General features: G+C 49.6%; 12 protein-coding genes. 7 read left to right on the top strand and 5 right to left on the bottom strand.

Annotated elements, in window-relative coordinates:
* The first annotated feature begins 80 nt into the window (after positions 1-80).
* Together B7990_RS08980 and B7990_RS08985 are read left to right on the top strand one after the other, a co-directional pair.
* Positions 81-1910: an endo-1,4-beta-xylanase gene (locus B7990_RS08980; protein WP_088640635.1), complete on the top strand. Its 1830-nt coding sequence runs from the start codon at positions 81-83 to the stop codon at positions 1908-1910.
* A gap of 481 nt (positions 1911-2391) precedes the next feature.
* Complete coding sequence (locus tag B7990_RS08985) at positions 2392-4212, top strand: endo-1,4-beta-xylanase (RefSeq protein ID WP_088640636.1); 1821 nt, start codon at positions 2392-2394, stop codon at positions 4210-4212.
* A 144-nt stretch (positions 4213-4356) separates the two neighbouring features.
* Here B7990_RS08985 and B7990_RS08990 read toward each other — a convergent pair whose 3' ends face one another.
* Entirely contained in the window at positions 4357-5874 is a 1518-nt protein-coding gene (locus B7990_RS08990; RefSeq protein WP_088640637.1) for an HD domain-containing phosphohydrolase, read from the bottom strand.
* A 157-nt stretch (positions 5875-6031) separates the two neighbouring features.
* Between B7990_RS08990 and B7990_RS08995 the strand changes: the two genes are divergently transcribed.
* Positions 6032-7192 carry an acyltransferase gene (locus tag B7990_RS08995; RefSeq protein ID WP_088640638.1) on the top strand — a complete coding sequence of 387 codons (1161 nt, stop codon included), beginning with the start codon at positions 6032-6034 and terminating at the stop codon, positions 7190-7192.
* 202 nt (positions 7193-7394) lie between these two features.
* Positions 7395-9779, top strand: coding sequence for an ATP-binding protein (locus B7990_RS09000; protein ID WP_088640639.1), 2385 nt, complete (start codon positions 7395-7397; stop codon positions 9777-9779).
* A gap of 99 nt (positions 9780-9878) precedes the next feature.
* Here B7990_RS09000 and B7990_RS09005 read toward each other — a convergent pair whose 3' ends face one another.
* Both B7990_RS09005 and B7990_RS09010 read right to left on the bottom strand, forming a co-directional pair.
* Positions 9879-10229 (bottom strand): Hpt domain-containing protein, encoded by a 351-nt coding sequence (locus B7990_RS09005; RefSeq protein WP_088640640.1) that lies wholly within the window; start codon positions 10227-10229, stop codon positions 9879-9881.
* Positions 10230-10243: 14 nt separating this feature from the next.
* Positions 10244-11770, bottom strand: coding sequence for an HD-GYP domain-containing protein (locus B7990_RS09010; protein WP_088640641.1), 1527 nt, complete (start codon positions 11768-11770; stop codon positions 10244-10246).
* Positions 11771-12054: 284 nt separating this feature from the next.
* On the opposite strand from B7990_RS09010, the gene B7990_RS09015 reads away from it, so the two are divergent.
* Together B7990_RS09015 and B7990_RS09020 are read left to right on the top strand one after the other, a co-directional pair.
* Positions 12055-14241, top strand: a complete 2187-nt coding sequence (locus B7990_RS09015) for a response regulator (RefSeq protein WP_176407267.1) — start codon at positions 12055-12057, stop codon at positions 14239-14241.
* Between the two features lie 142 nt (positions 14242-14383).
* On the top strand, positions 14384-16537 hold the full coding sequence (locus B7990_RS09020) for a glycosyl hydrolase family 8 (protein ID WP_254917426.1): 2154 nt from the start codon (positions 14384-14386) through the stop codon (positions 16535-16537).
* A 277-nt stretch (positions 16538-16814) separates the two neighbouring features.
* Here the strand turns inward: B7990_RS09020 and B7990_RS09025 are convergent, their stop codons facing one another.
* Both B7990_RS09025 and B7990_RS09030 read right to left on the bottom strand, forming a co-directional pair.
* Positions 16815-18074, bottom strand: a complete 1260-nt coding sequence (locus tag B7990_RS09025) for a polysaccharide deacetylase family protein (RefSeq protein WP_088640643.1) — start codon at positions 18072-18074, stop codon at positions 16815-16817.
* Positions 18075-18168: 94 nt separating this feature from the next.
* Positions 18169-19563 carry a sugar porter family MFS transporter gene (locus B7990_RS09030; protein ID WP_088640644.1) on the bottom strand — a complete coding sequence of 465 codons (1395 nt, stop codon included), beginning with the start codon at positions 19561-19563 and terminating at the stop codon, positions 18169-18171.
* A gap of 406 nt (positions 19564-19969) precedes the next feature.
* On the opposite strand from B7990_RS09030, the gene ileS reads away from it, so the two are divergent.
* On the top strand, positions 19970-23155 hold the full coding sequence (gene ileS, locus B7990_RS09035; protein WP_088640645.1) for an isoleucine--tRNA ligase: 3186 nt from the start codon (positions 19970-19972) through the stop codon (positions 23153-23155).
* Positions 23156-23300: the final 145 nt, after the last annotated feature.

Genomic DNA, 23300 nt, shown 5'->3' on the forward strand with positions numbered 1-23300 from the left:
TGCGTTTTTTGAGCATTTTTCAAAAAAGAGGATAAGTTTAGAATGGTTATGGGTATTAACCGTGTATGAGGATTAGGTATATGAGAAAACTTTCTCTCTCTTTGGCTGCAGTAGCCGTTGCTGGTTTTGTCTCCGTTGCTAACGCCGCCCTTGCCGATGGCGGTGCTAAATTCTTAGGCAACATCACGACGGGCGGCCAGATCCGTAGCGACTTTGCTCAATATTGGAACCAGATTACACCCGAAAACGGCTGTAAGTGGGGTTCCATCCATTCCCTTTCTAATGGCAACAGCGGTACAAGCAAGTTCGCCTGGGACAACTTCGACAAGTGCGAAAGCGCCTACAAGTGGGCCAAGGAAAAACCGGGCGAACGCCACTTCAAGTTCCATGCTCTCGTTTGGGGTTCCCAGTACCCGAACTTCCTCTGCAAAAAGAAAAATCCGGGCATTACCGTAGAACTCACCAAAAAGTACATCACCGAATGGTTCGATGCCGTTGCCGCGAAGTTCCCGGACCTCGAATACATTGACGTGGTGAACGAAGCTATTTGGGCGGGTAACAACTACCACTCTGGTTACGGCAAGCCTGCTGCAGGTGCCGAAGGCCACAGCACCGACGATACCGAATGCGGCGGCTCCTACATTATCGAAGCCCTCGGTGGTGACCGCGTTGTAAATGGCAAGCACCAGTACGACTTTATCACGAATGCCTTCAAAATGGCCCGCGAACGTTGGCCGAAGGCTGTACTTATCTATAATGACTACAACACGCTCTCCTGGCAAATCAACGAAGGTATCGAACTTATCCAGACCATCGTCAAGAATGGCGCTCCGGTCGATGCCTACGGTCAGCAGGCTCACGACTGTAAGGGCATGAGCAAGTCCGATTTCGAAAGCAAGATGACCCGTATCCATAACGAGACGGGCCTCCCGCTCCTCGTTTCGGAATACGATATCGGCGAAGCGGACGATACCAAGCAGAAAAACGATTACGCAAACCAGATTCCGTTCATGTGGGAAACGCCGTGGGTTGCTGGCATTACTATTTGGGGCTACATCAACGGCTCTACCTGGGTCCAGAACACGGGTCTTATCGAAAAGGATGGTCGCAAGCGCGCTTCCATGAACTGGCTCGAAGACTACTTCGCCAAGAACTTGAGCAAGGGTAAGAACGACGTGACCTTCGCTCCGGTTGAACCCGAACCGCAGCTTCCGTTCAAGGGTGAAGCGATTGCCATTCCGGGTAAGGTCGAAGCCGAAGATTTCGATATTCCGGGTGTGGGCGTCAACGAAGACGGTACGAGCAACCAGTCCTACAGCGACGATTCCGAAAATCACGGCGATAGCGATTACCGCAAGGACGATGCTCCGGCTGTTGACCTTTACAACAAGGCTACGGGCGTTATCGTGGGTTACAACCAGACCGACGACTGGCTGGAATATACGGTCAATATTGCGGAAGCTGGCAAATATGTCATGACCGCTTCTGTTGCAGCGGAAAGCGAAAGCGCTTCCTTCTCGCTCTCCATTGATGGCAAGTCCGTTGCCGAAGTTCCGGTTTCGGGTTCTAGCTGGGATGATTACAAGGATGTCACTGCTGAAGTGACCCTCCCGGCGGGCAAGCATATCTTGCGTATGGATGTAACTGCGGAATACTTTGACGTGGACTACTTCAACTTTGAGTTTAAAAATGAAGCTGCAATTCGCACGAATGTCCACATGGCGACTCCTGAACTGGCCGACTACGACGTCTTTGACGTGAACGGGGTGCGCCTCGGTCGCATGAGCGCTTATTCCTTGAGCGAAGCTGTGTCGATGCTCAAGAACTCGAATTCCATCAAGATCCAGGGCGTTTACATGCTCCGCTCCGTCAAGAACGGTGCTGTGAAAACGGTTCGCATTACGCGCTAAAAAGATTCTAATCCATACTCCCCGAACGGGGATCCTTAAATACCCAAAGGCCTTCGAGTTCACCCTCGAAGGTCCTTTTTTTGCGTTAATTACAAAACATTTTTTTTCGGTATAATGCGAGATTTTTGTGTAATTAAATGATTGCTTATTGTCGTTGTGAGAATAAAGCGTCGGCCAAGGTATTGTCTTCGCAGTAGCGTGCAAAACGAGAGTCGCGGGCGACTGCTTGCAGGCGCACATGACCGAGTGAAGCCGCTGACGCCGTAGGCGTCAACTCTGAGCTGGGGCCCCGCCCGCATGACGTACTTTTTGAATAGTAATGGAATTTTAAAAGGTTTTAACTTAAAAAACATGTTTTTGTAAAAAATCCATTATGGACATTTTGTCAATGATAAATTTTGGGCTTTTTGAGGCAATTTCCAAAAACAAGGATATGTTTATAACGGTTGTATGGGACTCTTAACCTATGAGGATGTGGAATATGAAATCAAAATGTTTGAAAGGTTTATTGGCTGCTGCACTTTTGGGTGGTGCAGTCAACTCTTTTGCCGTCGGTTTGGCCGAAAACGCAGCCAAGTTTGTCGGTAATATTACGACTAACGGCCAGGTTCGTTCGGACTTTGGTCAGTATTGGAACCAGATTACGGCTGAAAACGAATGTAAGTGGGCTTCTATCGAAGGCACCCGCGGTAATTACAATTTCTCCGGCTGTAAGCGTGCTTATGACTGGGCCAAGCAGAATGGCGGTCACTTCAAGTTCCATGCTCTCGTGTGGGGTTCCCAGTATCCGAACTGGCTCGGTAACTTGAGCGTTGACGAAACCAAGAAGGCCATTACCTCGTGGTTTGACGCTGTCCAGAAGCAGTTCCCGGATCTCGAAATGATCGACGTGGTGAACGAAGCTATCCGTACTGGCAACAACCAGTATCACTCCGGCTATACCAACACAAAGATTATCCAGGCTCTCGGTGGCGACAACAACGGTGACTACGCCTTCGTGACGACCGCCTTCAAGATGGCTCGTGAACGCTGGCCGAAGGCAATCTTGATTTATAACGACTATAACACGGTGCAGTGGAACAAGGATCAGGGTATTCAGCTTATCCAGACCATCAAGAAGAACGGTGCTCCGGTTGACGCATACGGCTTGCAGGCTCACGACATGATGAGCCAGGGCGGTGGCGCTGGTGGTACCGGTGGTGGCGGCTCCTGCTTGAGCATCAACACCCTTAAGAGTGTGCTCAAGGAAATTTGGGACAAGACTCAGACCCCGATGTTCATTTCTGAATACGATATCGCAAGTACAAACGATAACGTCCAAAAGCAGTGCTACGAAGAACAGATCACGCACTTCATGGAAAATGAACACGTTGCTGGTATCACCATCTGGGGTTACATCTACGGTTCTACCTGGTTGGATTGTAACGGTACTGCAAGAGGCTGCTCCGGCATTATCAAGGACGGCAGGGATCGTGCCGCAATGACCTGGTTGAAGCAGTACTTGGCTTCTAACACGGGTGTGAACACGACGGGTCTCGAAACTGGCATTATCACTCCGGTTGATCCTGAACCGCAGACTCCGTTCAAGGGCGAAGCTCTCGCTGTTCCGGGTAAGATTGAAGTCGAAGACTTCGATATTCCGGGCAAGGGCAAGAACGAAGACGGTACGAGCAATGAATCCTATGGCGACGATTCCGAAAACCATGGCGATTCCGACTACCGCAAGGATACCGGTGCTGACCTTTACAAGAAGGCTACAGGCATTGCTCTCGGCTACAATACGACCGGCGACTGGTACGAATACACCATCAACGTTGCTGAAGCTGGCGACTACACTGCAATCGCTTCTGTCGCAACCGAAGGCACGGGCGCATTCACGCTCTCTCTCGATGGCAAGTCTCTCGCTGAATTCGAAGTCACTGGCACAAGCTACGATGAATTCTCCGACGTGAAGAAAAAAGTCACGCTTCCGGCTGGTAAGCATGTGCTCCGCATGGATGTGACCCAGCAATACTTCGATATCGACTACATCAACTTTGTGAAGGGCGAAGTTTCCGACAATCCGGGTGGTGGCGATGAACCGCCGATTTCCATCAACACTAAGGTCCGCCTGGAATCTCCGGTGCTTGCCGCTTACGACGTGTTTGATGCCAACGGTGTCCGTCTCGGTCGCATGAGGGCTTACTCCATGAGCGATGCCGTTCAGATTCTCAAGAGTTCTAGTGACGTCAAGAACAATGGCATCTACATGCTCCGCTCTGTCCAGAATGGTGCTGTGAAGTCTGTTCGTATCTCTCGCTAATTGAAATCCTAATCCATAACTCCCCTGAACCAAACGGGGGAGCCTTAAATACCCAAAGGCCTTCGAGGTTCCCCCCTCGAAGGTTCTTTTTGTCAAGGATGACGAACTTAATCGTGAAATTGGTGCGTATGTAGGATGATTTGTTTAAAAGAATTCCACATTCCCGTACACGCAAATGAGTTCCGGGTTTTCGGGGTCGCGCCTGTTCCAGCTTTGCTGGACCCTGATTTTGCACGGCCGTTTTTCTCCTTTTACCATCATTTCGCTGTTGAAAGTAAAGGAGTCGTTGTTGAGTTGCGAATCATGCAATAGCTTTACAAATTCATCCCAGTTGTCCCGCCCGAAGATGTTCCAGAAATTGCTGTTGTTCTCGGGTTCAACCATGGTCCTTGGGAAGCTTAACGCCCTTGCGCTTCTAGCATTGAGCTTGAGCACCGAAGGTTCGTAAGTGTATTCGAACGAAATGCCTTTCTGTAACGAGCTGAAGAACTGGCTTTTTTTGCGCTCGATCAGGTACTGCTCGTAAATGATGTTGTCTGAACTGTCATCCGTGCTTTCAAAAATGGACCTGGCGATCTTGGAGAAGTCTGCGTCGCTTAACTGACTCATGCGGCTATCGTTTATTTCGTTTGGCAGTTGGTCGGCGACATCGCTCAGGCATTCCAGAAGTAGCGGATTGAATACGCCGCATTCGTTGTTGCGGATCATCTCGAGCGCCTTTTCGTGAGGGAACGCTTTCTTGTAGCATCGTTCGCTTGTGAGCGCATCGTAAACATCGGCTATGGAAACAACTTGTGCGCTGATGGGAATTTCGTTCCCTTTCAGCCCGTCAGGGTAACCTCGTCCATCCCAGCGCTCGTGATGCCAGCGGCAGATGTCGTAAGCGTACTTCATTAGTGGCTCGTTCTTGAAGTACTGGATGGTGTCGAGCATCTTTGCGCCGTTCATGGAGTGCTGTTTCATGATCTCAAACTCTTCGGGCGTGAGTCTGCCGGGCTTGTTTAAGATCTCATCGGGAATTGTAATTTTGCCGATATCGTGCATCGAAGATGCTGTGGCTATGGTACCGATGTCCTCTTCAGGGATATTGTATTCCTGGGTGCGCTTAAGTAAAGCGCGTAGCAAAAGGTCGGTGATTTTTTTGATGTGCAAAACATGCTGGCCACTTTCTCCGTTACGGAATTCAACGATGTGGCTCAAAATGGAAATCAGCATGTCGCTGTTGCGAGTCCTTTCGTAAATCTTGTCCGTGACAAGTTCCGAAAGCTGCATTTGTTTTACGTAAAGCTTTATGGTGTTGCGGACGCGCGTTTGCACGACCATCTGGTCGAACGGTCGGTAAATAAAATCGGTAACGCCGAGCGAAAACGCTTTTTCGACTTGCGGTGTTGCGGTTTCTGCGGAAATCATGACGACTGGAGTGCCCTTGATCCATCCTTTTTCATTCATGGTCTTGAGAACTTCGAGACCATCACGCCCTGGCATAATCATGTCCAACAGGACAAGCGTAATCTCTTTTGCCTGTTTTTCTAGAATTTCGAGGGCTTCGTCGCCGTCTTTTGCTTCGATGATATCATATTCGTCACAGAGCAGATCCGATAGCACGACTCTGTTCATGGTGTCATCATCGACAATCAAAATTTTTGCGCGTTCGTTGCTCATGATTGAAACACCAATTCTTTATTTTCTCTTCCTTAAGTGACTGTATATTTGTAATTTAAGAAAAATGTAATGAAAAAGGACAGGTTCGCTTGCGAAATTTCAAATTCACCCTTCCATTTGCGGGGAATCTCCCTGTTTTTTCTAAATTTTCCTCGAAATGCCGAAACCAGCAAATTACTTTCCCGCCATAGACGGTCTCCGTCTCCTTGCAAGCCTGAACATTGTCATGCTCCATCTGGGCAGTTCCAACGCCCTCATGTACATGTCCGATTGCAAGTGGGTGATGCCCATCATCTCGGCGCCTGCTTTTGCAGCGGGCATCTTCTATGTGCTGGCCGGGTTCCTTTTTGCAAGCAAGTACAGCGATCCGGATCGCAGCATCCCGGTTATCCCGTTCATGTTCAGCCGCATCGCGAAGCTTTACCGCTTGCACTTCTTCATGACGCTCCTCATGTTCGTCCTGATTGTGTTCAAGATGAGCGGCTACACGCATTTGCCCGCGTTCTCTGAAATTGGCGATTGCGCCTCGGCGGGGCTTGCAAAAATGTTCCACCCGTGGCGGAGCCTGCTCATGCACCTCACGCTTACGTGGTCGATAGTCCCGGATCTCGGTATGAAGCTGAATGAACCGTCCTGGTCCTTGACGAGCTTTTTCCTCTGCTATGCGATTACGCCGTGGTTTAGCCGTTGGCTTATCAAGCAGAACCGCCGTACCCTCTGGATCCTGTTCGGCGGCGTGTTTGTTCCTGGGCTTCTATGGGCTATTGTGTATGGCAAAACGGGTAATTTGTGGTTTGATGGTTTCGATGCCAAGTACCGCTTTTTCCACATGTTTGCGCCGGTGCGCGTCTTTGAATATATCTTCGGCATGGTGCTTTACCGCCTTTACAACGAGGGCGTCTTTGATGTCTTCAAGAAGGACTTTGTGAGCGGATTTGCGCAGGCGCTTCTGCTCCTTGCTCTTTACGGAAGCCTATTCCTCATGCGCCCGGATATGAATCCTGGATATAATTACTTTATCCATCATAGCCTTCCGATTTTCATTTATGGCATGTTCGTGGTGAGTCTCCTTTCGGGCAAGGGCTTCTTGGCCAAATTCTTCTGCATTCCGCTGGTGCGCCATATTGGTCGCGCTTCGTTCTATCCGTACTTGATCCACCTGCCCATTATTACGTTTGCATGGGGCATATGCAACCTGAACCGCCCGAAGAATACCATCCTTTTACTGCTGTTCATCTATACGGTCAGCACACTTTACATGGAATTTAAAGTCTGGCGCCGCAAGAAGGCGAAAGCGGCAAAGGCAGCTCTTCGCTAGTTTTGAGTTCTAAGTTACTAGTTACTAGGCTTTTTTCGCTAAAATCTCTAGTAACTATAAACTAGTAACTAGTAACTCATGCTAAAATTCAAGACTTTATTCGTTTTTCCGAAAACATGTCCCGAAAATAAGTGTATTTTATATCAAGGGACTACCGCTAGCGGTTGTTGGAAGGGATATCTTGTCGGAGGAGCTGCAAACCATGAACTGTCTTCAATCGTCAGAATTGACTCGTGCGATTCTGTCTAGTGCAGGTATTGGCTTGTGGATGATCGAACTTGATGAAGGTAAACCGCCCCGAATGTATGCGGACAAGGCCCTCCTCCTGACTCTAGGACTCCCTGAAGAAACGCTCCCCGAAGACCTCTACAATCTGTGGTGCAATAATGTAGACCTTTCTTATTATGAAGGGTTTGCCGAATTTGTGGACCAGATGACTCGCGGCTCGATGTCGGAGGTGGAATACGCTTGGAACCACCAGTCGCGGGGTGTCATCTTTTTGAAAAACTACGGTGGGCGCAATAACGAGTACACGCGAGGAGTGCGTCTCGAAGGCTGCAGCATGGAAGTGACTGAACAAGTCGAGTTCAAGATGCATTTGCGTGAACTTGATCAGTATTCCGATATTGCGAACACGCTAGGCGATGGCTTTGATAGTATTTATTACGTTGATATAAACGACAATTCCTTTATCGAGTTTAACGCTCAGGGTGCTGTAAAAACACTTGATGCCGAAAACTGCAAAAACTTTTTTGAAGGATTGGAACAGATTCTCGAAAAGACGGTCTACAGGGATGACTGGAACGCCGTCAAGGACTTTGTCAATAAAGATCGGATGCTGCATGGCCTAGAAAACGATCGTACCGTTTCGGTTTCTTTTCGTTTCTTCATCGACGGGCAGCTGGTGTTCTATCGCTTGAAGGCCGCAAAGACACCTGATTCTGATAACCATATCGTTGTAACTCTTGAAAACGTAAACGAAGAGGAACTGGCAAAAGCCGAACGAAAGGCTGCGGCTAATCGCGACATGGCTGTTATCTCTGGCTTGTCGGATGACTTTGGCTGTGTGGTGTACGTCGATTACGAAACGCTTTCCGAGGTGCTTTACCGCTTTGATCCGCTCTTTGAAAAACTCGTTCCGGGCTGGTCCAAGATCGATAACTTCGGGAAACGCCTAGATGTCCTTGTGAATACGATTGTTCATCCTGGCGATCGGGAAGCGTTCTGCGCTGCGACCGAACCTTCAAAGGTGCTGGACGCTGTTGAACGCGAACATATTTACTTCGTTAACTTTAGACTGCAAGTTGATGGTGAAGATATTTACTATCAGATAAAGTTTGTTAAGGATGAAAACTCCAAGAACCATGTGATTGCCGGTTTCCATAGTGTCGATGCCGAGACTAAACGCGAAATGGCGAGCCTAGAAAAGGCTGAACTTGCCAATAAGGCAAAGAGTGCGTTCTTGTTCAATATGTCTCATGACATCCGCACACCGCTTAATGCTATGATCGGCTTTACCGACATGGCGGTAAAGAACATTGACGACAAGGCGAAGGCTCTGGATTGCCTTAGCAAGTCAAAGCTTTCGAGTGAACACCTCTTGTCTTTGATCAACGATGTGCTTGACATGTCCCGCATTGAAAGCGGCAAGGTTGAACTGGACTTGAATCCGGTTGATCTGGATGAAAACGGCGAAGACCTTGTCCCGATGCTTAAGTCCTTGGCCGAAAAGAAAAATGTGCATTTTGAATTTAATCGCCACGATATTCAAAATCGATATGTCTATGTTGACTTCCTGCGCATGAATCAGGTGCTTATCAACGTGGTTTCCAATGCTGTGAAGTACACGCCGTCGGGAGGCTCTGTCGTTGTCGATATTAGCCAGGTCCCGTCACAGCGCGAAGGCTATGGCCTGTATCAATTTGTTATTAAGGATACGGGTATCGGCATGAGTCCAGAATACCAGCAGCATCTTTTTGATGAATTTTCCCGGGAAAGGACATCGACTGTTAGTAAGCAACAGGGGACGGGTCTTGGACTTGCCATTACCAAGCGCATTGTCGATATGATGGAAGGTTCTATTGATGTCGAAAGCAAGGTCGGGGTGGGGTCCTCGTTTACGATTCGCATCCCGATGCGCATTCAGGAAAATCCTGAAGCTGTCGAGCAGATGCGCTTTGCCCATTCCGAACAGGAGTCGGTTTCATTTGAAGGCTTTAGAGTTCTTGTTGTCGAGGATAATGAATTGAACCTCGAAATTTCCAAGGACATTCTTGAGAGCGCAGGCGTTATCGTCGAATCTGCATCGGACGGTTCCGTTGCCGTGGAATGCCTAAGAGAAAAAGGCCCCGACTATTATGATTGCATCTTGATGGATATTCAAATGCCTGTGATGGATGGTTTCGAGGCGACCCGTGCAATCCGTAAAATGTTCCCGGACAAGCGTGTTCCGATTATCGCCCTTTCGGCAAACGCCTTCGATGAAGACCGCCGCAAATCCCTTGAAGCGGGTATGGACGGCCACTTGGCAAAACCCGTCGTCATTGCACAACTCGAAGACGCGTTGAAGAAGTATCTTCGGCACTGAGACGAAAGACGAGAGACTAGAGACGAGAGATTTATAATCGTGCCGAAGGCATCGATAAAATTGATTTTGTTTTTTAAATTCTTTCGTCTCTCGTCTAAATTATTCCAACTGCTTAATGCCTTCCACGACGGCGTTGTAGTCTGCTTCGACTTTTTCCAGGAGCGTCTGGGAGTTTGCCGTAAACGCTTCCGGGCGTAAGTCTTCGGTGAGTTCGCTGCTTGATGCCGAGAGCTTGTTCAGCCCGAGATTCGCGGCAACGCCTTTAAGCGTGTGCGCTGAACGGAATGCTGTCTTTGCGTCGTTATTTGCAAATGCTTCCTTGAGTTCGCTAAAGCTGGGATCGTTCAAAAAGAGACCTAAATATTTGGCAACGCGAGATTCCATGCGAAGACGTTCAAGAACTTCGTCCAGAGATTCGCCGAGAGAGCTGTAAAATTCAGAGAGTGTCATAAATCTATCCTTAGTTATTTTACTACGTCGATGTGTCCATAAACGGAGGTGAGTTCAGGATCCTTGTTCTGGCTTTTGGCCCAGATTTGGAGAACCTTGACATTGCAGGGGGTGCTCTTTCCGTCTATGTTGAAAGCTTGTTTAAGAAGGAACGGTTTATCCTTTGGCGTTGATTTGCGCTGCAAGATTTTTTTGATTTTTTCCAGATTCTCGGCAACAGCGTCGCCCTGCGTGTCGAGACTTGGTTTGTAGTCGTCAACGATAGTCCGGGGCAGTCCGAGCATTTTCGATGCTTTCGAAGAAAGCTTCATTACTTTAGGGGTATAGGAATATTCAAAGAGCATTCCGTCTATCGTAGATTCAAAGAAGTGGCTTTTTTTGCGCTCGTTGATAAACTGCCTAAATGCCTGGTTGTAAATCGGGTGCTTCGGGTTGTTCATCATGGCGTCGGCAATGTAGAAAAAGTCCTTGTCTGCCTGCTTGCTCCAGTCGAATGTCTGCAAGGCGGTTATAAGTTTATCTGCGATGGCGTCGAAGCATTCGATCAGGATTGGGTTGAATACGCCGCATTCGTTGTTGTGGATCATCTCGAGGGCCTTCTCGTGCGTGAAAGCTCGCTTGTAGCAGCGTTCGCTTGTAAGTGCGTCGTAGACGTCTGCGATGGAAACAATTTGCGCGGCGATTGGAATTTCGTCGCCCTTGAGGCCGTCAGGGTAGCCGCGACCGTCGAAACGTTCATGGTGCCAGCGGCAGATTTCGTAGGCGTACTTCATTAAGCGTTCGTCTTTCCCGATGGGCACCGCGTTTAGCATCTGGGCGCAATTGATGGTATGCCCCTTCATGATATTGAACTCTTCGGGAGTGAGCTTGCCCGGTTTGTTCAGAATCTCATCTGGAATGGTGATTTTCCCGATGTCGTGCATGGACGATGCCGTGCAAATGACGCCGATGTCGTTTTTGCTGATATTGTATTTGTTCGTGCGGCGCATCAGTTCCCGCAGGAGCATTTCGGTGATGGTGTTGATGTGTAGCACGTGCATTCCGCTTTCGCCGTTGCGGAATTCCACGATATGGCTCAGCATGGTGACCATCATGCTGTTGTTGCGGGTCTTTTCGTAAATCTGGTTTAAGACGAGATCGGAGAGGCTCTTTTGCTTCTTGTAAAGACGGATGGTGTTGTTTACCCGGTTCTTGAGGACCATCTCGTCGAACGGACGCCCGATAAAATCTGTAACGCCGAGCGTGTATGCCCCTTCGACTAGCGTGTGGGCTGTTTCGGCAGAAATCATGATGACGGGGATTTCGTTGATCCAGCCGTTTTTGTTCATGATGTCTAGGACTTCCATGCCGTCTTTTTCGGGCATCACCATATCGAGGAGCACGAGCGAAATTTCAGAAGTCTTCTCGCGCAGGAGCATTAATGCTTCGTTTCCGTTTTCGGCTTCGATAATATCGTATTTGTCGCTAAGTATGTCGGATAACAGGGCTCTGTTCATAGCCACATCGTCAACAACCAAAATAAGAGGGCGTTTTTCTTCCATAACGCATTCCTTTCAAACCCAAATACAATACATATTAAATGTATATAATTTTACAAACTGAGCGTAAGAAAAATGTAACTTCGGTTGGTTTGTTGATCGTTTTTCTAAAGTACATCCTGTGCTAAAATGTTCAATATTGCCTTTTTTATAAAAATTGTATATATATTGTAATATAAATATAAGAAAAGCTTGCCGGATGGTTGCCTATGTGTGCAAAGGTCTTATATGCTTTATTGTTGCTGCTGCTAGGGGAACATGCCTTTGCTGGTCCACGTACTGTAAAAGTGGGCTTTTTCGCTAATGCCGGCTATCATGAAATATCGGAGAATGGCGAAAAAGGCGGATATGGGTATGATTTGCTTCGCCAGATGTCCCGCTACGCAAATTTGAACTTTGAACTTGTCGGCTACGAGAAAAAATGGGACGACATGGTAAAGATGCTTGACCGTGGAGAGATAGATTTGGTATCTCCAGCGGATCGGACGCAGAATCTTGAAAACCTATTTGCATATTCGCTGCCTATTGGGCGAAATTCGAGTTGCTTCATTGTGCGCAAATCGGATTCGGTATTGCTTGCAGAAATAAACTATGCGATTCTGCAGATGGATTTAACGGAACCCAATTGGCGAAATCGGCTGTACAGCAAATATTATGGCGACAGTATATTGGATTTGTCGGTATTTAGCGAGCGTGAACGTCTGTTTTTGCAGGATTTCCTTAGCAAAGACAAAGTGGTTCGTGTGACGGTCCGGAATGCGGTGTTTCCTTATGCGTACATGGACAAGAATGTTCCCAGAGGAATCTTGCTGGATATCTTTGCCGAAATAGTGCGGCATTCGGGGCTGAAATATGAATTTGTCATGACTTACGACGAGACTAAGCCGCTTGTTGTTCTCGATGGTCGCTATGGTATGGCTGGTGGTGATGATTCGTGGGTGTTTACTCCGCCGTATTTTTATAATCAGCTGGTCGAAGGCAGTGATAGCCTGCTGCTTGGAATGCGTATCGCTGTGCCGCGTACGTTTCCGCGTGAACTGGCTTCCATCTTGACGAAAGGGATCCAGGATCTTTCGCCCAAGATTGTCCGCGCTAAGATCACGAAATATGCGGGCTTTCGTACACCTAGCTATTCCGGGGAACTGGTGCGGGAGCAGTCACGCCTTGCGACCGTATTCGGCGTAATCTTTTGCTCTATAGGCTTTGTCCTGATTGCGTCGCTTGTGTGGCTTGCTTTCCGTCGAAAACTGAAAAACCGCCAGGATGAACTCGACTACAAGTTGCGTGAAGCCAATGCTTTTGCTGCCGAGGCTAAAGAGGCGAAATCTAAGTTCTTGCTGAATATGAGCCATGATATCCGTACGCCGATGAATGCAATTATGGGCTATACGGAACGTGCGGAACGCCATATTGAAAGTCGCGAAGGTGTGTTGGATGCTCTAAAGAAAATCCGCATGTCGGGTGGATATCTGCTTCAATTGATCGAAGAAGTTCTTGATATGGCAAAAATTGAGTCTGGACAGATTGTGCAAAAGGAACGGATGGTGAATCTGCCCTCCTGCATGACGGAACTTTGTGGATCATACAAGACGTTGATGAAACAAAAGAATATTTCATTCATTTGCGACTTTTCGAATGTTAAGAATAAATTTGTTGTCGCCAATGTAAACAGTCTTCGTCAGATTCTGGGGAACATCTTGTCCAATGCGCAAAAGTTTACGACGTATGGCGGGCGTGTCGTTTTTACAATAGAGGAACTCCCTTGTCAGGTCGATGGTTTTGCTGTTTTCCGTTTTGATATTAGCGATAATGGTCTTGGAATGTCCAAGGAATTTCTGGAACGTGTTTACGACGAGTTTGCCCGTGAACAGTCTTCGACCCAGAGCGGTGTTCAGGGAACAGGTCTTGGAATGTCCATTGTGAAGCGGCTTGTCGATATGATGGGTGCCGAAATCGATATCCAAAGTGAAGTTGGATTGGGAACGACTGTATGCCTGCGGACGCAATTCAAGATAGCGACAGAAAGTGATGTCGTTATTGATGGTGGTGAAGAGATTTCTCTTGAAAATAGCGAAATTTTAAAGGGCAAGCGCGTGTTGCTGGTCGAGGATAACGAGTTCAACCGGGAAGTCGCGCAGGATTTCCTGAACGATGCCGAAATGATTGTTGAAATAGCGGAAAATGGGCTTGAGGCCGTGTCGAAAGTCCGTGAACATTCGCCAGGCTATTATGACTGCATCTTGATGGATATCCAGATGCCGGTGATGGATGGCTATGAAGCGACTCGGGCCATTCGGAAAATGCATCCCCAGGTCAGGATTCCGATTATCGCGCTGTCGGCAAATGCTTTTGAAGAAGATCGTCAGAAGTCTCTGGCCGCTGGTATGGATGACCATTTGACAAAACCTTTTGTTGTTGCAAAGGTTCTTAGGACAATGAGTTCCTTAATACAGAGAAATGTAAACGTAAATTAGCAAATACGAACATTTCGAGAACACTTTAAGTGTGATTTGGCGCATTATGTCAATCCTTTTACAAAAGAAGGGTTGATTTTCGTTATGCATTCAAACTATCTTTTACGGTGGATGGGTGAAATCTTTTTTTAAAGGAATTCATATGAAAAAATTGGCGAAAGTTATGTTTGGCGTTGCTGCAGCAGCTGCAGTGACGGCTTCTGCTGGACAGTTCCCGTTCCCGCAGAACATGAAATACCCGCACGGCACAATTATTGATTATGCCGATACGAAGGTGATCAAGGATCATTATGACCTGTGGAAGCAGGCTTGGTACAAGGCTGACAAGGGCTGGGTCCTTGCTCCGGAAGGTGATTGCTCTACTGTTTCCGAAGCTATTGCTTACGGTATGTTGATTACCGTCTACATGGACGATCAAGAAGTTTTCAAGAAACTTTATAACACTTGGACAAGCAACAGCGCTGGTTCCAATGGTGGTATGAACTGGCGTATCGGTTGCAGCGGCGGTACAGGTACAGCTTCTGACGCTGACTTCGATGCCGCTCTCGCTCTCGTGATGGCTTCCAAGCAGTGGAACAACGATTCTTACCTCACTGCTGGTAAGTCCCTCATTTCTTGGATTGCTTCCAACGATATTGCTAGCAACAAGATTAAGCCGGGTAACCAGTGGAATGACGGTTTCAACCCGAGCTATTCAACGACTGCCAACTTCCAGCTTTTCCAGGATGTTGCCGGCGGTTCCTGGTCTAGCGTTATCTCCCAGGCATATACCGACTTGAACGCTTGCCAGGATGCTACGACCGGTCTTGTTCCGGACTGGTGCGACTGGAACTCTCACAAGCCGATTTTGACGGCTGCAGCTGTTTCTAACGATATCGGTTTCTACGATGACGCTGCCCGTACTCCGTGGCGTATGGCATGGGCTTACTATTGGTATGGTGATACCAAGGCACAGGCTTTCAATAAGAAGGTCGTGAACTGGCTTATCCCGACGACTCGTACTGCTAGTGGCGTGAACTCCGGTTATGCCTATACTGGTGGAAAGTACATTGCTGATGAAAGTAGCACCCGTAACTTTGTTTCTTCTACGTTCTCCGGCGGTCTTGGCCTTGCTGCATCTTCTATTGAAAGCGACGATGCAAAGGCCTATCTCAGCACCGTTTACAAGGTCCTTAAGGAAAAGAAGAGCTGCGCAACTGTTACTGGCTGCGGCGAATCTGTGACGGGTGAAAAGTACTATCCGGCTACCTTGAACATGCTTTACCTCCTCCTCGTGACGGGTAACATGCCTAACCTCTACAATACCACTGGTTTCACTCCGTTCACACCGGACCCGACCAAGGCTCCGTCCATCAAGGAAGGTGATGGCGTTCAGCAGGCCTACGGTGATACGACTGTTGGCATTACGGGCCTCTGGAACTGGGGTGCATACCATGACAAGCTCGGCATCGGCACCAAGATGGTTCCGGATTCTGGCTCTTCTCCGCTCTACAAGTTGGACGATGGCTCTATCATTGCTCGCGCTTCCATGGAAATCGGTCCGGAACCGGAATGGACTGAAGAAAAGGCTAAGGCCGGTCTCCTCAAGTATCCGTCTGCTGGTATTGCAGTTTCCTTCAAGAAAGATGAATGCAAGGAATCGAAGACTTGCGGCGTGAACTTCAACACTCTCGGTATCAAGTATGTCCGTGTTACGGCAAAGACCAGTGGCCCGATCCGCTTTGCAGTATTGAATGACAAGACTGCTGAAGCTGGTGCAGAACCGGGTATCTACGTGGATCCGACTGGAGACTATACTGCAGTGACCTACGATATGACTCCGACGGAACTTGGCTTTAAGGGCTTCCTTGATGGTAACAACTTTGGTGGCCTTTTGGATTGGGTTAATAGAGATAAGGCTCCGGAAGGCTCTGAAATCGTCACCTGCATTACTGGCTTCAAGTGGGAAGTCAAGGATGCTCAGGGCGGTATCGGTGAAATCTCCATCAAGGCTGTTGAATTCCTCGATGAATCCCAGCAGGCTATTGATCCGGTCAAGCTCACTGGCATCAAGATCGATGATAAGGTTGGCCTCTACAAGGTCTCCATGGTTCCGACCTTCAGCGTCCGCGCAAACGGCATGCAGCTCGAAATCAACGGTGCTAAGGCTGGTAACGTGTTCGCTGTCTACAACATGCAGGGCAAGGCAATTGCCGGTGGCATGCTGATGAGCAGCAACTTGACGGTTAACGTTCCGGCTACGGGTTCCTACATCGTTCGCGTCGGTTCCGAAATGAACCGTGTCAACGTGAAGTAATTCAAATTTGAATTCCTAAAAAAGCGAAAAGCCGAGGCGAAAGCCCCGGCTTTTTGCGTATAGTTTAAAAAAAGTGATCTTCTTTCTGATTGTCAAGCCCCGCTTCGACGGGGCTTCTTCCTCTCCGTCATCCTGGCAGAGCCTGCCCTGAGCGCAGTCGAAGGGTGCCGGGGGCGCCTTACACAATTCTTTTCACATTGTCATCCCGGCCTGTCATCCTGAGGGCTTAAGCCCGAAGGATCCAGTTATTTCTTGTATTTTCGTTAGGTCAAGAAGGCTATCGATGAACTTTTTTGATTAAAGGCGCTTGTCCGTTCGCTTCGGCCCGGATAATGTACGTGCCTTTTGGAAATTTTGCAGGTACTTCAAAGCCGTTGACATTCCCAAGGTCGTTGCCGTTCAGGTCAAAAAGCGTGTACTTAGTGTTGCTTGGAAAATTTGCAAGCGGTCGTGTTGCGGACCCCGGAAGTGACGTTGCCGAATCAGGATTCTCGCCTGGTTTTGGCTTTCGGACCTTGAGGCTCTTTTCTGTGAATTCGATAACATAACTGCCGTCGCTTTCGCGCTTGATGGCCTTGCCACCCTGTTCAACAATTGCGTTTTCTCCAACGCTTTGGGTGTCTATGTTGACGCGGAGCGGAACGCTTGCTGGCATGTATTCACTTGGGATTTCCCATTCTACAGTAAAACCGTCGTCTGTTGCGGATTCTTTTGCTGAATCGACGATAAAATGTGCGCGGTAATAGGCGCCTACAGTGCCGAACGGTGCGACCCAAAGCTTGTTTTCGATAGCGTGTTTGAATTGCTTTTCGATATCCACTGGGTCGATGGCGTAATCGTCGCCCTTGTCATCTGTGACGCCGTGATTCAAAACGACAAGCCAGGAACCGCCTTTCACTTGAACGTCCCACGGGTTTGCTCCTTCGAAGTTGCCGATAAATGCCGCTGTATCAAGCGACGAAAGCATCTCGTCTACGGAAGCGCCAGAACGTGTCCAGATTTTGGCCTTGAGACTTAGCCAGTCCGGTTCGGTATCCCATTCGTTACGGCCATGCCAGCCACAGTCGCGGTTGATGAAATGGTGCTTGGCAATGAAACCTTTGACATTGTCGTTGTCTTCGCAGAAAGGAGTGGCAAACGAAATGACGCGGATATTTGCCCCGTTATCGGCGATTGTCTTTTCGATTTTTTCGGCAAACTGGATGATTTCTTTTTCCAATTCGCTGTTGTCGCTGATCGAAGTCAGGTGGCCGTGCGATTCTGTATGGTTGCCCATTTCGTGCCCTGCGTTTGCAAGTGCGGCGAACCCATCTGCGCTTTTTCTAAAGCCGTCTCCCATGCTTGTGAGGAAGAACGTGACATGTACATCTGGCAGCTTGTCTAGCACGGGCTTTAGATTTTGTACCTGGTTTTCCAGTGCATCGTCAAAGGTGAAACTTACGGCTCCGACATGGCCGTTCCAGGGAATAGTCTTGATGGGGGTTGCCATGGTGTAGCCTGCAAGTCCAAAAGCGAGTGCTAATATTTTGTAATTCATAATCCTAATCCAACAACAATCAAAATAGTTATATAAGGAAAGGTCCCGGAAAATCCGAGACCTTCGATGGGTTGATTTATAGCGATTCTTGTGATTACATGGCTTCGAGCTTCTTGCCCTTTGTTTCGTTCACCAGCTTGGCGACGAAAATAAAGCTCAATGCTGCGAAGGCTGTGTAGATCAAGTATGTCGGGCCGATGCCGATGCCGTCTTTACCGACGAGAACCGGGAAGGACCAGCTGACCAGGAAGTTAGCGCCCCACTGTGCAAGACCGCAAACGGAGATGGCGACTGCACGGATACGGTTGTTGAACATTTCTCCGAGCATCACCCACATCACCGGGCCCCAAGTTGCAGCGAAGAATGCAACGTAGAAGTTTGCAGCGAGGAGTGCCAGGATGCCGCTAGAACCGACGAGGTTACCGCTTGCGTCAGAACCGAAGAGGAAGCAGCAGGCGAGTGTGCCAAGAGTTACGGCCATGCCCGCAGAACCGATGAGCAAAAGCGGCTTACGTCCAATCTTGTCGATGAGGAGAATAGCGGCGATAGTCATGGTCAAGTTGATAGCACTGGAAATCACGCTTGTAAGGAAGGCGTCGCTTTCACCGAAGCCGACACTCTGCCAAAGCATGGAACCATAGTAGAAGATCACGTTGATACCCACGAGCTGTTGGAGGATAGCAAGTCCGAGACCTGCCCAGACAATCGGGGCGATGCGCTTCTTGCCGGCGATTGTTTCGAGGAGGTCGGCGAGCTTGGCCGGCTTGTGGGTCTTGAAGGATTCTTCAATTTCCTGGGCCTTTTCATCGATACCAGTCGTTGCTATCAAGGAAAGAACCTGTTTTGCTTCTGCCATGCGGCCCTTGCTTACGAGGTAGCGCGGAGATTCCGGAAGCTGCCAGGCGGCGACACCGTAGAGGAATGCCGGTACGGCTTCGACCCAGAACATCACCTTCCATGCTTCAACGCCCATAATCAGGTTGCTTGCGGAACCTGCAATAAGGACTGTGATGTAATTGGAAAGCAGGGCTACGAAAATACCGATAACGATGGCGAACTGCTGCATGGATCCGAGACGCCCACGCAAATGCGCCGGGGAGGTTTCGGCAATGTAAATCGGGGCGATAATGGATGCCACACCGATACCGATACCGCCGATGACGCGCCAAGCGATGAAGTCGTAGATGGTGAACGGAAGGCCAGAACCGATTGCACTGATAAAGAAAAGGACGGACGCTGCGAGCATGCAACGTACACGTCCAAACTTATCTGCCAAGCGGCCGGCGAAATATGCACCGACGGCTGCGCCGATCAAAGCGAGAGAAACCGCAAGACCAAGCTGCATATCGTTACAGTTGAAATAGCCCTTGAGGGCTACGTTGGCGCCGTTGATCACGGACGAGTCAAAACCGAATAGGAACCCTCCGATGGCGGCGGAAAGGGTTATCATGATGACATGTCCAACTTTGTAATTGTCTTCTACTGCCATTTTCGTACCTCTGTTTTTTGTTTTTTTAATGGATTAGCCGCTAATATAGCTATCAAGAAATTGTAAATTCAAGGTTTACAATTGATCTCGATAGTCCAAAAAGGACTAACGGTTTTCTTACATAAGTCGAAAGTTGTGGCTTCACTGCTCCCGTCCTATTTGTAATTAGATATATATAATTTTCTTACAATGAGCGAGTTTTTTGCAAAAAATGTGAATTTATTTTGGAATATTGGGGAGGTGGGGGCTGGCTGTTTTTGACCGCTTTGGGGTGGTGGCGCATTGCCGTGGCTTTAGCGAATTTCTATCTTTACGCCCGAAAATTTAACGCCTTGTGGTCGGTAGAGGTTCAAGCAGACTCCCTGTCTACTTCCTACTTCCTACTGTCTACTATATCGAGGTAATCATGTTTCGTGAAGTAAAGAAAGAAGAAACCTTTCCGCAGATTGAAGAGCGTGTGCTCGGCTTGTGGGATAAGGATGAATCGTTCAAGAAGTCGCTGGACTCCCGTCCGGAAACCGAACCGTACACTTTCTACGATGGCCCTCCGTTTGCAACGGGCCTTCCGCACTACGGTCACTTGCTTGCCGGTACCATCAAGGACATCGTTCCGCGTTACTGGACCATGAAGGGCAAGAAGGTTCCGCGTGGTTTCGGTTGGGACTGCCACGGCCTTCCGATTGAATCTCTCGTGCAGAACGAACTCGGTCTCGCTGGCGTAGCCGAAATCCAGAAGCTCGGCGTCGATAAGTTCAACGAAACCTGCCGTAGCAAGGTGCTCAAGTACACGAGCGAATGGAAGAAGACCGTGCGCCGCATGGGTCGCTGGGTCGACTTCGACAAGGGCTACAAGACCATGGACAAGAACTTCATGGAATCCGTGTGGTGGGTGTTCAAGCAGTGCTTCGACAAGGGCCTCATCTATCAGGGCTACCGCATCCAGCCGTATAGCCCGGCTCTTGCTACTCCGCTTTCGAACTTTGAAACCAACCAGGGCTATAAGGACCGTCAGGATCCGTCCCTCACGTTGATTTTCCCGATCAACTCGAACGAACCCAAGTTCAAGGACACGAGCATCCTCGTGTGGACGACGACCCCGTGGACATTGTACTCCAACTTCTGCATCGTTGTGGGCCCGGACATGGACTACAACCTGGTGGAACAGGACGGAAAGAAGTACTGGATTGCCGCAAGCCGTACTGCCGCTTACTTCAAGAACCCGAACATCGTGGACACCTGCAAGGGTTCCGAACTCGTGGGCAAGGACTACGAGCCGCTCTCCCGCATTTCCGATGCATTCGTGACGCCGGACCAGCTGTCCCGCCACTACAAGATTTACCCCGCCGACTACGTGAGTACCGAAGACGGTACCGGCGCCGTGCATACAGCTCCTTCCTTCGGTGAAGAAGACTTCCAGAAGGGCGCTGAACTAGACCTCGGCCTTTTCGACCCGCTCGATACCGAAGGCAAGTTTACCGACAAGGTCCCGATGTGGAAGGGCCTTGGCGCCAAGGAAGCTGACAAGGAAATTATCCGCTACTTCAAGGAACAGGGCCGCGTGTTCAAGCAGGACGTGATTGTCCATAGCTACCCGCACTGCTGGCGTACCGGCGTTCCTCTGATTTACCGCGCCCTCAAGACGTGGTTCCTGAAGATCGACGCCCCTGTCACGAGCAAGGACGGCGTGACCAAGACTCTGAAGGAATGGATGGTCGAAAACAACCAGACCGTAAACTGGGTTCCGGACCACATCAAGAACGGCCGTTTCGGCAAGTGGCTCGAAGGCGCTCGCGACTGGAACCTTTCCCGTAACCGCTTCTGGGGTACGCCGATTCCGGTGTGGCTCTCTGACGACGGCGACATGATTGCTGTCGGTTCCATTGAAGAACTCCAGCAGCTCACTGGCGTGAAGCTCGATGACTTGCACAAGCACTTTGTGGACAAGCTTACGATTGAAAAGAATGGCAAGGTTTATCGCCGTACGCCGGAAGTTTTCGACTGCTGGTTTGAATCCGGCTCCATGCCGTATGCCAGCCGCCATTACCCGTTCGAAAACAAGGAACTCGTGGAACGCAGCTTCCCGGCAGACTTCATTGCCGAAGGTCTCGACCAGACTCGTGGTTGGTTCTACACGTTGACCGTGCTTTCTAACGCATTGTTCCAGAAGCCGGCATTCAAGAACGTGATTGTGAACGGTATTATCTTGGCCGAAGATGGTTCCAAGATGAGTAAGTCCAAACGCAACTACCCGGACCCGAACGACCTTATTGAACGCACGGGTGCCGACGCTATTCGTTTGTTCATGATTAACTCCGCCGCTTTGAAGGCTGAAGACCTCCGCTTCAGTGAAGAAGGCGTGAAGGGCATCGTGAAGCAGGTGATGCTGCCGCTTTGGAACGCTGTGGCATTCTTTGTCTCGAACCACAACGCCGACGCCGCCAAGGGTCAGCTCAACTGGAAGCCGGGTCAGGAAGTCAAGAGCGACAACGAACTTGACCGCTGGATGCTTGCAACACTGCAGGATTTGGCCGCCAAGGTCGAAGTTGAAATGAAGGCTTACCGCTTGTACAACGTGGTGCCCGCCGTGATTGCCGCGGTGGATGACCTCACGAACTGGTACGTGCGCCGCAGCCGTCGCCGTTTCTGGAAGTCTGAAAACGATGGCGACAAGAACGCCGCCTACGCAACCATGTACAAGGTGCTCGTTGACTTCTCCAAGATTCTCGCTCCGTTCCTCCCGCTCCTTGCCGAAGAAATCTACCAGATTCTCGTCCGCGAAGTGGATGCCAACGCTCCGGTAAGCGTGCACCTCTGCGAATTCCCGAGCGCCGACAAGTCCCTCATGGACGAAAAGCTCGTGGAACGCATCGCCATGGTGCGTGGCATGGTCGAAATGGGCCGCGTGATTCGTGCTACAAACAACGTAAAGAACCGTATGCCGATTGCCAGCATGACGGTGGTTGCTCACGGCACCGAAGAAAAGAACGTCGCCGAGACCATGAAGGACTTGATTCTTGAAGAACTCAACGTTCGCGAAATGAAGTTCCTGGAAGATGAGACGAAGCTCGTGCAGCTCTCCGCCAAGCCGAACTTCCTCGCTATCAAGGCGAAGGGCCCGGATTACGCGAAGAACATGAAGGTGATTTCTGCCAAGCTGAATTCGCTGAGCGTTGATGAAATCAAGGCTCTGCAGGCTGGCGAAACCATCAAGTTCGAATTTGGTGAAGTCGGTGCTGACTGCTTGATGCTTAACCGCATCGTGGCTGACGGCATGGCTGTGGAAGCCAACCAGCACTTCACCGTGGCTCTGGATCTCAAGATTACGGACGAACTCCGCCGCGCCTGCGTGGCCCGCGAACTCGTGAACCGCATCCAGAATCGCCGTAAGGACCAGAACTACGCTATCTCCGACAAGATCGAAGTGACGCTGTTCTCTGCAAGCGACGTATTCAAGCAAGCTGTCGCGGAGAACGAAGCTTACATCGCCGGAGAGACGCAGGCCGTGAAAATTGCCTGGGCTGCCGTTGCCGATGGTCTCGAAGCCAACGACGCTGATGGAGAGGCTTTCGCATTCACGACGGTTAAGGCTTAATCAAGGGTGACTACCGCCCGAGGCGAGTGTAGCGCGAGAACTTGTTCTCGCATTACCGAGCCGTTGCGGTAGGGCGCCTTGCGCCAAACTCAGGCTGTGAAAATCGCCTGGGCTGCCGCTGCCGATGGCCTCGAAGCCAACGACG

This window comes from Fibrobacter sp. UWB4, assembly GCF_002210345.1.
GTDB lineage: Bacteria > Fibrobacterota > Fibrobacteria > Fibrobacterales > Fibrobacteraceae > Fibrobacter.